General features: G+C 73.3%; 9 protein-coding genes. 4 read left to right on the forward strand and 5 right to left on the reverse strand.

The genetic code is table 11. The annotated features are described in order from the left end of the window. The first annotated feature begins 4 nt into the window (after positions 1 to 4). Positions 5 to 979 (forward strand): tripartite tricarboxylate transporter substrate binding protein, encoded by a 975-nt coding sequence (locus tag ACILR4_RS14285; protein WP_395701535.1) that lies wholly within the window; start codon positions 5 to 7, stop codon positions 977 to 979. Then, a complete protein-coding gene (locus ACILR4_RS14290; protein WP_395701536.1) occupies positions 979 to 2004 on the forward strand; it encodes a YeiH family protein in 1026 nt (341 codons plus the stop codon). Before ACILR4_RS14285 ends, ACILR4_RS14290 begins: the two co-directional genes overlap by 1 nt. On the opposite strand, the gene ACILR4_RS14295 is transcribed toward ACILR4_RS14290, so the two are convergent. From ACILR4_RS14295 to ACILR4_RS14315, 5 genes are all read right to left on the reverse strand, one after another. Further along, positions 1994 to 2809, reverse strand: a complete 816-nt coding sequence (locus ACILR4_RS14295; protein WP_395701537.1) for an alpha/beta fold hydrolase — start codon at positions 2807 to 2809, stop codon at positions 1994 to 1996. The two genes, ACILR4_RS14290 and ACILR4_RS14295, sit on opposite strands and share 11 nt — an antisense overlap. Further along, the gene (locus ACILR4_RS14300) at positions 2806 to 4161 is read right to left on the reverse strand and encodes an MBL fold metallo-hydrolase RNA specificity domain-containing protein (RefSeq protein WP_395701538.1); all 1356 of its coding nucleotides are present in this window, start codon (positions 4159 to 4161) and stop codon (positions 2806 to 2808) included. Before ACILR4_RS14300 ends, ACILR4_RS14295 begins: the two co-directional genes overlap by 4 nt. A gap of 29 nt (positions 4162 to 4190) precedes the next feature. Further along, positions 4191 to 5390, reverse strand: coding sequence for an efflux RND transporter periplasmic adaptor subunit (locus ACILR4_RS14305; RefSeq protein WP_395701539.1), 1200 nt, complete (start codon positions 5388 to 5390; stop codon positions 4191 to 4193). A 286-nt stretch (positions 5391 to 5676) separates the two neighbouring features. Then, the gene (locus ACILR4_RS14310; RefSeq protein WP_395701540.1) at positions 5677 to 8049 is read right to left on the reverse strand and encodes an ABC transporter permease; all 2373 of its coding nucleotides are present in this window, start codon (positions 8047 to 8049) and stop codon (positions 5677 to 5679) included. A 10-nt stretch (positions 8050 to 8059) separates the two neighbouring features. Beyond that, positions 8060 to 8800 carry an ABC transporter ATP-binding protein gene (locus ACILR4_RS14315; protein WP_395701541.1) on the reverse strand — a complete coding sequence of 247 codons (741 nt, stop codon included), beginning with the start codon at positions 8798 to 8800 and terminating at the stop codon, positions 8060 to 8062. Positions 8801 to 8915: 115 nt separating this feature from the next. Here ACILR4_RS14315 and ACILR4_RS14320 point away from each other — a divergent pair, with 115 nt between their 5' ends. Together ACILR4_RS14320 and ACILR4_RS14325 are read left to right on the forward strand one after the other, a co-directional pair. After that, positions 8916 to 11447, forward strand: coding sequence for a cation-translocating P-type ATPase (locus tag ACILR4_RS14320; protein WP_395701542.1), 2532 nt, complete (start codon positions 8916 to 8918; stop codon positions 11445 to 11447). Positions 11448 to 11458: 11 nt separating this feature from the next. Beyond that, on the forward strand, positions 11459 to 12931 hold the full coding sequence (locus ACILR4_RS14325; RefSeq protein ID WP_395701543.1) for a CHAD domain-containing protein: 1473 nt from the start codon (positions 11459 to 11461) through the stop codon (positions 12929 to 12931). The last annotated feature ends 1 nt before the right edge of the window (position 12932 follow it).

The raw sequence follows: 12932 nt of genomic DNA on the forward strand, positions 1-12932 counted from the left end.
AACCATGGCTTTCAACAAGCTTCTCGGCGCCATTGCCGCCACCTTGCTGTGCGCCGCCACGGCCACCGCGTCCGCCCAGGGCTTCCCGGACAAGCTGGTGCGCATCGTCGTGCCGGCGCCGCCCGGCGGCTCGCAGGACGTGGTGGCCCGGCTGCTGGCCGAGCAGCTGCAGCCGGCCTTCGGGCAGCCGGTGATCATCGAGAACAAGCCCGGCGCGGTGGGCATGCTGGGCGTGCAGGAGCTGCTGAACGCGCCGCACGACGGCTACACGGTGCTGATGCACATCAGCGGCATCGTCAGCGAGATCCCGTACCTCACCAAGCCGCGCTACGACCCGTTCAAGGACATCAAGCCGCTGGTGCAGCTGGCACGCAGCGGGCTGGTCTTCGTCGGCAACCCCCAGCTGCCGGCGCCGGCGCTGAAGGACGTGGTGGGCTACGTGAAGGCCCACCCGGGCAAGGTGAGCTTTGCCTCGTATTCCAGCGGTTCGCTGTCGCACACGCTGGGGGTGGAATTCAACCAGCTCGCCGGCCTGGACATGACGCACGTGGGCTACAAGGGCTCGCCGCCGGCGCTGCAGGACGTGATGGGCGGCCATGTGCAGTTCATGTTCGACGGGCCCGGCACCTCGGTGCCGATGGTCAAGGCCGGCAAGCTCAAGGCCTACGCGGTGACCACGTCGCAGCGCATCCCGGCGCTGCCGGACGTGCCCACCTTCACCGAACTCGGCTACCCGGCGATGACGGTGGTCAGCTGGTTCGGCCTGTGGCTCACGCCCGACGTGCCGGCGCCGGTGCAGGCGCGCCTGCGCGACGCGGCGCTGAAGGCCATGCAGTCGCCGGTCTACCGTGAGCGCCTTGCCGCGCTGGGCATGGAGCCGGGCCTGCCGGCCACGCCCGAGGACCTGGCCAAGAGCCTGCGCATCGCCTACGAGCGCCAGGGCTCGCTGCTGAAGTCCATCGACTTCAAGCCCGAGTGATGAGCCTGGCCCTGGCGCGGCGGCACGCGCAGCCGCTGGCAGCGTTGTTCCCCGGCCTGGCGGCCAGCGCGGTGGTGGCGCTGGCGGCCACCTTCCTGTCGCAGCACTACGGCGCGCCGGTGATGCTGTTCGCGCTGCTGCTGGGCCTGGCGATGAACTTCCTCGGCCAGGCCGGGCCCTGCGCGGCGGGCATCGAGTTCAGCGCGCGCCGGCTGCTGCGCATCGGCATCGCGCTGCTGGGCTTGCGCATCACCGCGGGCCAGGTGCTGGCGCTGGGTTGGGCGCCGGTGCTGATGGTGCTGCTGTCGGTGGTGCTGACGATCGCGGTGGCCATGGGGATGGCCCGGGCGCTGGGCTTCCAGCCGCTGTTCGGCCTGCTCACCGGCGGCTCAGTCGCGATCTGCGGCGCCTCGGCCGCGCTGGCGCTGTCGGCCGCGCTGCCGGCCCATCCGCAGAAGGAGCGGGCCACCGTGTTCACCGTGGTCATCGTCAGCACCTTGTCGACCGGCGTGATGCTGGCCTACCCGCCGCTGCTGCAGTGGCTGGGGCTGGGCGACCATGCAGCCGGCGTGTTCCTGGGCGCGACGATCCACGACGTGGCGCAGGTGGTGGGCGCCGGCTACGGCCGCTCGCGCGAGACCGGCGACGTGGCCACGCTGGTCAAGCTGATGCGGGTGGCGATGCTGCTGCCGGTGATCGTGTTCGCCGCCACATTGACGCGCCTGCGCAGCCCGGCCGATGGCGAGGCGGCGGGGCCGCGGCCGCCGCTGCTGCCCGGCTTCGCGCTGGCCTTCGCGCTGCTGGTGGCGGTGAACAGCCTCGGCTGGGTCGGCCCGGGGCTGCAGGCCCTGGGCAGCGAGGCTTCGCGCTGGCTCCTCGTGATCGCGATGGCCGCCATCGGCATGAAGACCCAGCCGCGCGAACTGGCCACCGTGGGCTTCCGGCCGGTGGCGCTGATGCTGGCCGAGACGGCGTTCCTGGCGCTGCTGGTGCTGGGGTGGATGCGCTGGACGCCTAGCGCTTGATCGGAGCGGCCTTGGCGCGACCCAGCCAGTCGGCCACCAGCGCATTCACCGCCTCGGCCGCCTCGTACTGCACCCAGTGGCCGGCGCCGGGGATGATGTGCGCTTCAGCCTGCGCGCAGGCCGCGGCCAGCGCAGGGGCCAGCGCGGCGGGCGTGCCGGTCACGTCGTGCTCGCCCCAGAGCAGCAGCACCGGGCACTGCAGCCTGCGCAAGGTGTCGGCCAGGCCGCCGCGGCGCGAGAGGGTCTTGCTGTGGAAGCGGGTGCGCAGGCAGGCGTCGGTGTGCAGCCGCACCGCTTCTGCATCCGCCGGGTGCGCCAGCATGTGCAGCTGCAGGTTGTGGGTCATGATCGCGCGCAGCGCGGCCTCGTCGCCGCTGTCCAGTGCCTCGCGCCACGATCGCAGCGTGCCGCGCGGGCGGCGTGCGCCGCCGTGGCCGGCCGGGCCCAGCAGCACCAGCGCCTCGACACCCGGGCGCAGCGCGGCCAGGTGGGCGGCGGCCAGGCCGCCGAACGAGAAGCCGACGAGCCGTATCGGCGTCAGCTCACCGACCGCGGCATCCAGCGTCTCGCGCAGGTGGCTCAGCAGTGCATCGAGCGTCGGCGCCGGCGGTGGCGACGAGTCGCCATAGCCCGGCATGTCCGGCACCCATACCCGGTGCGTGCGCGACCAGGGCTCGATGTTGCGCTGCCAGTGCTGCCAGCTGCCGTGGCCGCCGTGCAGCAGCACCAGCGGCGGGCCCTCGCCCACGCTGCGCCAGCTGACATGGCCGCCGCCGGCGCAGGGCAGGTCTTGGCGCCACCTCAAACCGTCACCCGTTCCAGGTACTCCGGCACCGAGCAGGCCCAGCGCTGCTTTTCCTCGATGGCCTGGCGCAGCGCATCGGCGGCCTCGGGCTCGCCATGGGTCACGTACACATGGCGCGGCGCGTGCTGCAGCTTTGCCAGCCAGGCCAGCAGCTCGTTGCGGTCGGCATGCGCCGACAGGCCGGGCAGGTTGGCCACCTCGGCACGCACCGGCACCCATTCGCCGTGGATGCGCACCTCCTTCGCGCCGCCCACCATCGTCGAGCCGCGCGTGCCGGCGGCCTGGAAGCCGGCGAACACGATGGCGTTGCGCGGGTCGGGCGCCAGCGCCTTGATGTGATGCACCACGCGCCCGCCGGTGGCCATGCCGCTGGCCGAGACGATGATGCTGGGGAAGCGCTGCTGGTTCAGCGCACGCGAGGCTTCTTCGGTGTTGACGATGGTGACGCCCGCGCACATGGCGCGGCATTGCGCCGCGTCGAGCCGGTGCTCGCCGGCATGGCGCCGGAACAGCGTGGTCACGTCGGCGGCCATCGGGCTGTTCAGGTACACCGGCAGGTCGGGGATGCGCCGCGCATTCTTCAGCTGGTGGATCGCGTACAGCAGCATCTGCGCACGGCCCACCGCGAAGGCCGGCACCACCACCACGCCGCCGCGCGCGGCGGTGCGGCACACCACGTCGGCCAGCTGCGCCAGCGGGTCGCCTTCATCATGCAGGCGGTTGCCGTAGGTCGACTCGACCAGCACCACGTCGGCGGCCTCGGGCGGCGCGGGGGGCTGCATCAGCAGGTCGTGCTGGCGGCCGAGGTCGCCGGAGAACAAGGTCGAGGTACCGTCGCAGCGCAGGTGCAGGCTGGCGGCGCCCAGGATGTGGCCGGCGGAATGGAACATCGCGCTGAAGCCCGGCAGCGGCTCGAAGCGTTCGCCGAAGGGCCGCTTCTGCAGCCGCTTCAGCGCCTTGCGGGCCGCGGCCTCGGTGTACAGCGGCAGCGCCGGCGTGTGCTTGGAGAAGCCGTGCTTGTTGGCGAAGCGGGCCTCTTCTTCCTGCAGGTGGCCGGCATCGGGCAGCAGCAGCCCGCACAGCTCGGCCGTGCCTTCGGTGCAGAACACCGGGCCGTGGAAGCCCAGCTCCATCAGCCGCGGCAGGAAGCCGCTGTGGTCGATGTGGGCATGCGTCAGCACCACCGCGTCGATGCTGTCGGCCGGCAAAGGCAGCGCCGCCCAGTTGCGCAGCCGCAGCTGCTTCAGGCCCTGGAACAGCCCGCAGTCGACCAGCAGGCGCTTGCCGTTGTGTTCGACCAGGTACTTCGAGCCGGTGACGGTGCCGGTGCCGCCGAGGAACTGGATCTGCATGGTGTCGATGCTCGGTTGGAGGGCCTTGTTCACACGCTGCGCAGTGTGACGCGCAAACCATCGCGCAGGGCAGCGGGCGGGTAAACGATGACCTGGCTGCCGGCCGCCGGCCCCTGCTTGAGCCAGGCCTCGTTGCCGTTGCGCGCACCCAGCTGCACCGGCTGCAGGTGGGCACGCCCGCCCTCGAGCCGGTACACCGCCATGCCGCCGCCGGGCTGCGGGAACACCGCGCTCACCGGCACCTTCAGCACGTTGTCCAGCGCCAGCGTGATCACGCGCACGCTGACACGGTAGCCATCGCCCAGCGCCTGCCAGCGTTCGGCCGGGCTGGTGATGTCGATGATCACGCGCACCCGCTGTTCCTCGACGCCCAGCGCCGACACCTTGGTGAAGGCACCGGGCTCGACGCGCCGCACCCGGCCTTCGAGCACGCCGTCGCCGCCCCAGCGGTCGATCAGCACGCGGCTGCCGGGCCTGGCCTGCAGCGCATCGGTGGTCAGCAGTTCGGCCACCACCTCGAGCGCGCGGATGTCGCCCAGTTCGATCAGCGCGGTGCCGGGCGCCACGGTGGCCTCGCTGGGCTGCAGCACGCGCAGCACCTGGCCGGCGATCGGCGCGCGCAGCTCGAAGTTGCGCACGGCCGCCGGCTCGCCGCCGCGCACGATGCCCAGCGCGGCGCGCGCCTGCTCGAGGTCGTGCTCGGCCACGTGGCGGTCGGAGGCCGCGGCCTCGACTTCGCGCTGCGCACCCTGCGCGGCCAGGCGCTGCGTATCCAGCTGGGTCGGCGAGACGAAGCCCTGGCGCGCCAGCTGCTCGCTGCGCTGCAGCTCGTTGCGCGCCTGCTGCAGCGCCACGCGCGCGGCCTCGGTGCGTGCCGTGGCGCGCTGCACCATGGCCTGCGCCGCCTCCACGCGCGCCTGCTGCTCGCGCCGCGAGCGATCGTCCAGCATCGGCGACAGCACCGGCCGCAGGCTGCCCACCACGGCATCGGCCGCCACCGTGTCGCCCTCGCGCAGCGTGATGCGCGACAACACGCCCGCCAGCGGTGCCGACACCACGTAGCGATCGCGCAGCCGCGTCTTGCCGTCTTCCTCGATGCTGGCCTCGAAGCGGCCGCGCGTCACGCTGGCCGCTTCCACTTCCAGCGGCCGCGGCGCGAAGGCCCAGGCCAGCAGCGCGACCACGAGTACGCCGCCGCCGGCCAGCGCGAACAGGGTTGTCTTCTTCATCTTCAGGTTTCCAAGCTGGGCCGCTCGCGGCCCCTTGCGGTCGTCAACAGGGCGCGCGGGAAGCCGATCGGCAGCGGCCGAGCGCGCAACGCCCCAGGGGGCGGGCCGGGTTCCTCATGCGTCCCCAAATCGTCACCCGGCCGGCCCTGGCCGCGCTTCGCGCCGTTCGTCGAACGTATGCTTCCCATGTCGATCAACGGCCGCAACGGGCCGAGAGCAGCCCACCGATGCCCGGCGCCGAAAGTGAGCGCCATGACAAGCGGGGCGGAGTGCCTGCAATTCACCATCAATCCCTCGTCTTCAGCGCCGCCACCAGGTCCAGCCGGTCGATGCGCCGGCGCACGACAAGCGCGCTGGCCACGCCGGCGGCGGCCACGCACAGGGCGGCCCAGGCCTGGGTGCTGGCGCGCACGATCACCGGGAAGTGGAACTGGTCGGACTTCAGCAGCTCGACCACCAGGTGGGCCAGGCCCACGCCCAGCAGCAGGCCCAGCGGCAGAGCCACCGCGATCACCAGGCCCAGCTCGCCCAGCAGCAGGGCCGAGACCTCGGCGCGGGTGAAGCCCAGCACGCGCAGGCTGGCCAGCTCCCAGGCGCGCTCGGCCAGCGCGATGCGGGCGTTGTTGTAGACCACGCCGACGGCAATCACCGCGGCGAAGGTGGTCAGCAGCGTGCTCATGATGCGCACGTTGCGGGCGCTGATCTCCTCCATGTTGCGCAGCATCGTCGCCTTGCTCCAGGCGCCGGCGGCACGCGGCAGCTGCTTGCTCGCTTCCAGCACCTCGTTCAGGCGGCCCGGCTGCACCGACAGCACGAAGCCGGTGGCGACATCGCCATCCCCCAGCAGCCGGTTCAGCGCCGTGCGGTCCATGTAGGCGTTCAGGCCCATCATCTCGTTCACCGTGCCGCCCAGCGGCACTTCCAGCGTGCGGGCGCGGCCTTCCAGCACCTCGATGCGCACCGGGTCGCCCGGCCGCAGGCCCAGCTTGGTGGCGAGACGGTCGGTCATCACCAGCCCGCGGCCTTCCAGCAGCAGCTGGTGCTGGGACGCGTCGATCACGCGATAGAGATCGGCGCGCGGCGCATAGCCGCGGATCATGCTGCGCTCGCGCCGCGGGCCGTTGACGAAGTTGACCAGCGCGAAGCGCGTCGATTCCACCGCATCCACGCCCGGCAGGCGTGCCAGCTCGCGCCGCACGCCGTCGTCGGCCGGCTCGGCGGTCCAGATCGTCACGTCGCCGCGCAGGCCCAGCGTCAGCTGCGTGTCCAGCACCACGTCGATCGCGTCGCGGAAGAAGAAGCCCATGATCACGATGGCCACCGCCGCGGCCACGCCCGTGACCGACAGCAGCGTGCGCAGCGGCCGGCGCTCGAGGTTGCGGATGATCATGCGCAGCGCCGGCGGCATGCCGCGGATGCCCATGCGCTCCAGCAGCGTGGCCCGGTACTGGCCCGGCGACGGCGGGCGCATGGCCTCGGCCGGCGGCAGGCGCACCGTGGCGATGATGGCGTTCAGCGTGCCCGCCACCGCGGTGGCCAGCGTGATGCCCGCGCTCACCAGCAGCAGCTGCGGCGAGATGCGGTGCTCGAAGCGCGGGAAGCGGAAGAACTCGGCGTACAGGCCGGTGAACATGGTGCCCAGCCGGTCGCCCAGCAGCACGCCCAGGCCCAACCCGAGCGCCACGATCAGCAGCACCAGCTTCAGGTAGTGCGCGCCGATCGCGCGGTTGTCGTAGCCCAGCGCCTTCAGCGCCGCGATCTGCTCGCGCTGCGTGGCCACCAGCCGCGCGATCACCACGTTCAGCAGGAAGGCCGCCACGGCCAGGAAGATGGCCGGCAGCACGGTGCCCAGCACGCGCTGTTCCTTGATCTCGTTGTCCAGCATCGCGTTGGAAGGCTGCTGGTCGCGGCCATAGGCCTCGCGCCCGCCGTAGCGGCCGAGCTGGCGCGTCAGCGCGTCCACCACCGCGGGTTCGGCCGCGCCGGGCGCGAGCTTCAGCGCCACGCGGTTGAAGGCGCCGCGCATGTCGTAGGCGGCGGCCAGTGTGTCGCGGTGGATCCAGAAGATGCCGAAACCGCGCGTGTCCGGCATGCCCCAGAGCCCCGCGAAGATGAACTCGGGCGACAGCGCGGTGCCGACGATCAGCAGCGTGCGGCGCCGACCCTGCATCAGCACGTCCAGCCGTGCGCCGGGCTTGAGCCGGTGCGATTGTGCGAAGCCCTCGGACACCAGCGCCTCGATCGCGCCGTCGGCGCGCTGCGCGCCCAGCGGCTCGAGCCCCCGGCCGCTGCTGACCGAGACCTGGTTCAGCCGCATCGGCTCGCGCGGGTCCAGGCCGATGACCTGGCCGATCACCGGATCGGGCGTGTTCGGCAGCTCGACGCGCACGATCTGCTCCAGCGTGGTCTGCACGTCGGCCACGCCGGGCAGCGCGCGCAGCGGTTCGACCAGCGTGTTCGGCGCGCGCTTGACCGCGGCGAACACGTCGGCGAAGTGGCCGTCGACGTAATAACTGTCACGTGCAGCGGCCAGCGAATCCACCGCCGACAGGCTGGTCAGGTAGCCGCCGATGCCCGAGGCCACCACCAGCGCGATGGTGAGCGCCTGGCTCCACAGCTTGACCAGGTCGCGCAGCAGCTTGCGGTCCAACGCTTTCATGTCCGCGTGCTCACCAGTGCAGCTCTGCGGGCGTGAGGCGCCGCGGCGGCTTCTCGATGCGCTGGATGCGCCCGTCGCCGAGGTACACCACGCGGTCGGCCATGCCGGCGATGGCGGCGTTGTGCGTGATCACGATCGCGGTGGTGCCCTGTTCGCTGTTGACGCGGGCAATCACCTCCAGCACCAGCTTGCCGGTCTGGTAGTCCAGCGCGCCGGTGGGCTCGTCGCACAGCAGCACCGCGGGCCGCTTGACGATGGCCCGTGCAATCGCCACGCGCTGCTGCTCGCCACCCGAGAGCTGCGCCGGAAAATGGTCGCGCCGCGGGCTCAGGCCCACCAGCGCGATGGCCTCGTCCACCGGCATCGGGTGCTCGGCGATGTCGGTCACCAGCGCGACGTTCTCGCGCACCGTCAGGCTCGGGATCAGGTTGTAGAACTGGAACACGAAGCCGACATGGCGGCGGCGGAACTGCGTCAACGCCGACTCGCCGGCCTGGCCCAGGTCCTCGGCGTTGAACTGCAGCGTGCCGGCGGTCGGCACGTCCAGCCCGCCCAGGATGTTCAGCAGGGTCGACTTGCCGCTGCCCGAAGGGCCCAGCAGCACGATGAACTCGCCGCGCTGCACGTCCAGGTCCACCTCGCGCAGCGCGTGCACCACCAGTTCGCCGCTGCCGTAGGTCTTGCTCAGCCCGCGGGCGTGGAACACGGGGGGTGGCGCAGCGCTCGCGGGGGTGTCGGGCAGGTCGGTCACGGCCTTGGCATGCTAGGCAGCGGCAGTCCGCCGGTCTTGATCTTGCGCAAGCGCCGTGGTGGCGTGGTGCGGCGCTGTCATCGGCCGGGGCCGGGCGCGACCGGACAATCCGCCGATGACGATGGCCGATGGTGACACCTCCGCAGGGCTCAGCGACGCCGAAGCGCTGGCCCGCCTGCAGCGCGACGGGCCCAACCGGCTGCCGCCGCCCGAGCACCACAGCCTGGCGGCGCTGCTGCTGCGCGCCACGCTGCAGCCGATGGCGCTGCTGCTGCTGGCCTGCACGCTGCTGTACGCGCTGCTGGGCGATGGGCTGGATGCGGTGGTGCTGGGCGCCTCGATCATCGGCGTGGTGGCGATCTCGGCGCTTCAGGAGCTGCGCGCGCAGCGCGTGATCGAGGCGCTGCGCGACCTGGCCAGCCCGCGCAGCACGGTGTGGCGCTCGGGCCGCCTGCTGCGCATTGCCAGCCAGGACCTGGTGCAGGGCGACCGGCTGGTGGTGCAGGAGGGCGACCGCCTGGCCTGCGATGCCACGCTGCTGCGGGCGCATGGGCTGCGGCTGGACGAATCGTTGCTCACCGGCGAATCGGTGCCGGTGGACAAGCAGGCCGCCGCGGACGGCGCGGACGATGCCGGCGCGCAGCTGCATGCCGGCACGCTGGTGGTGCAGGGCGATGGCGTGGCCCGGGTCACCGCCACCGGCGCGCGCACCGCGCTGGGCCGCATCGGCGGCTCGCTGGCGTCGGTGGCACCGCGGCCGAGCCGGCTGCACCAGGACCTGCAGCGCCTGGTGCGCACCATCGCGCTGCTGGCCCTGGCGGTGTGCCTGCTGGCCTCGACGCTCTTTGCCTGGCGCAGCGGTTCGTGGACCAGCGGGCTGCTGGTGGGCCTGACCCTGGCCATGTCCATCGTGCCCGAGGAGTTCGCGGTGGTCTGGAGCGTGATGCTGGCGCTCGGTGCCTGGCGCCTGGCGCGCGGCGAGCAGGTGCTGACACGGCAGCCCCAGGCCATCGAGGCGCTGGGCGCCACCACCGTGCTGTGCGTGGACAAGACCGGCACCTTGACGCGCAACCGCATGGCCGTGGTGGCCCTGCACGACGGTCTGCAGGGCGTGGACGGCGGCGCGCTGGATGCGCCGCCCGCCGCGCCCGTGCCCGCCGCGCTGGCCCCGCTGCTGCAGGCCGCGCGCCTGGCCAGCGTGGCCGAGGGGCTGGAGCCGATGGACCAGGCGCTGCTGCGCCTGCGCCTGGCCGGCGAAGGCGAGGGCGATCGCGAGGGCGCCCGCCCCGCGCTGGCCCTGCTGCGGCGCGAGGGCGTGGTGCCGGGACGGCCCTTCGTGCGCCAGTGCTGGCGCGCGCCCGACGGCAGCACGCAGATCGTGGCGCTCAAGGGCGCGCCGGAGGCGCTGCTGCCGCGCTGCGCCGACGCGCCGGCCCGGCTGCAGGCCCTGCAGCAGCGCGCGCGCGACTGGGCCGCGCGCGGCTGGCGCGTGCTGGCGGTGGCCGAGGCGCGCTGCCCGCTCGAAATGGACGCGCCGGATGCGGGTTATCTGGCGCTGGGCCTGCTGGCCTTCGAGGACCCGCTGCGCGAGGATGTGCCGGCCGCGCTGCAGGCCTGCCATGCCGCCGGGCTGCGGGTGGTGATGATCACCGGCGACGCGCCGGCCACCGCGCTGGCCATTGCCACGCAGGCCGGCCTGGCCACCGGCGGCGGCGTGCTGGCCGGTGCCGAGCTCGACGCCCTGAACGAGGCCGCGCTGGAGCTGGCGGTGCGGCGCGTCAGCGTCTATGCCCGCGTCACGCCGGCGCAGAAGCTGCGGCTGGTGCAGGCGCTGCAGCGCCGCGGCGAAGTGGTGGCGATGACCGGCGACGGCGTCAACGACGGGCCGGCGCTGCGCGCCGCCGATGTCGGCGTGGCGATGGGCCAGCGCGGCACCGACGTCGCGCGCGAGGCCGCCAGCCTGGTGCTGCTGGACGACCGCTTCGGCGCGCTGGTGGCCGCGGTGCGGGCCGGGCGCCGAATCTTCGCCAACCTGCAGAAGTCGCTGGCCTACCTGGTGGCCGCGCACGTGCCCATCGTCGGCCTGGCGCTGATGCCGCTGCTGCCGTGGCTGGGCGGGCCGGTGCTGCTGTTGCCGCTGCACGTGGTGCTGTTCGAGCTGATCGTCGACCCCGCCTGTTCGCTGGTGTTCGAGGCCGAGGCGCTGGGCGCCAACGGCATGCATGTGCCGCCGCGCCCGGCCACCGCGCCGCTGTTCAGCGCCGCTGCCGCCGCGCGTGCGCTGGGCGTGGGTGCGCTGGGGCTGCTGGGCACGGCCGCCGTGCAGGCGCTCGGCCATGCGCTGGGCTGGAGCGACGCCGGCCTGCGCGGCGCGGGCCTGGCCAGCCTGGTGCTCGGCAACCTGCTGATGCTGGCCTGGTTCCGCCGCGGTGCCGGGCCGGCGGCCGAGAACGCGGTGTTCGTCGGCCTGGTGGCGGCGATCGGCGCGCTGGCGCTGCCGCTGATGGCGGTGCCGGCGCTGCGCGATGCGCTGGCCATCGCCCCGGCGCCGACCGGCTGGCTGCTGCTGCCCGCAGCCGCGCTGGCGTGGGCCGCGGGGGCGGCCTGGCGGCTGCGGCGGGCACGCGCGCGCAAGCCCAAGTGGTGAGAATGCCGGCCATGGTTGAACTGGAACTGAAGTTCAGGGTGCCGCCCGAGGTGCTGGACGGCCTGCGCGCGGCACTGCTGCAGCACGGCGCGCGCCCGCTGGCACTGAAGGCGCGCTACTTCGACACCGCCGACGGCCGCCTGGCCGCCCACGGCATGGCGCTGCGCCTGCGCCGCGAGGACGGCGACTGGGTGCAGACGCTGAAGGCCCTGGGCAGCAGCGCGGTCAGCCGCCTGGAACATGAAGTGAGCGTCCCTTGCGAGCCGGATGCCGAGCCGGTGCTCGACGTGCAGCGCCATGCCGGCACCGCGCCGGGCGAGGCCTTGCTGCAGCTGCTGGCCGGTCTCGAGGGCGGCGCGCAGGCCCTGGTCGAGCGCCAGCGCATCGACGTGACGCGGCTGCGCTGCCCGGTGCGCGATGCCGCAGGCACCGAGATCGAGGCGGCGCTGGATGAAGGCCAGGTGCGCGCGGCGGGGCGTGAACAGGCCATCGTCGAGCTGGAGCTGGAACATCTGCGCGGGCCGCTGGCCGGGCTGTTCGGCCTGGCCGAGGCCTGGGTTGCGCATGGGGGCCTGAGCCTGTGCAGCACGCCGAAGTCCTTGCGCGGTGAACGCCTGTGGCAGAACCAGGTGCCGCTGGCGCCCACCCGCATGCCGCGCTTGCCGCATCACCCCGACGGCGACGCCTTGATGCGCGGCGTGCTGCAGGCGCTGCTGGACACGCTGCTGGCCCATGCCAGCGAGGTGGCCGAAGGCTGCTGCGAACCCGAGCGGGTGCACCAGCTGCGCGTGGCCCTGCGTCGCCTGCGCACGGCGCTGCGCGAACTGGCCGCGCTGTGCCCGGCGCTCGATCCTGCCTGGGACGCGGTGCTGGCACAGACCTTCGGCGCGCTCGGCCTGCAGCGCGACGCGGACGTGCTGGCGCAATCGGTGCAGCCCTTGCTGCAGGCGGCCGGCGCACCGCTGGCGCTGTGCCGCCCGGCGCTGGCCGGGCCGGCACCGGACGAAGCGGTGCGCGAACGCGACTTCCAGCAGGTGCTGCTGAAGCTGCTGGCGCTGCTGCATGCCGAGCATCCGCTCTCGACGGCCGATGCCCGCGCCGTGCGCCGCCACCTGCGCCAGCGCCTGGACCGGCTGCACGAGCAGGTGTGCGCCGCCGGCCGCGGCTTCGAGGGCCGGCCGATCGAGGCGCAGCACCGCGCACGCAAGCGCCTGAAACGCCTGCGCTACCTGGCCGAGCTGGTGGCGCCCCTGTGGCCGGCCGACGCGCTGGACGCCTACCTGGCCCGGCTGAAGCCGGCGCAAGACGCGCTGGGCCGCCACAACGACGTGGGCATGGCCGCTGCCGCGTTCCGCGACGAGGCCGCGCGCGATCCCGCGGCCTGGTTCGCCGCCGGCTACCTGCAGGCGCACGGGGCGGTCACCGGCCGCGCCGCGCGGCGCCGGTTGCGTGCGCTGGCGCAGGCGCCGCGCTTCTGGCGCTGAG

It is taken from the genome of Aquabacterium sp. (assembly GCF_044226965.1).
In the GTDB taxonomy this organism is placed as follows: Bacteria; Pseudomonadota; Gammaproteobacteria; order Burkholderiales; family Burkholderiaceae_C; genus Pseudaquabacterium.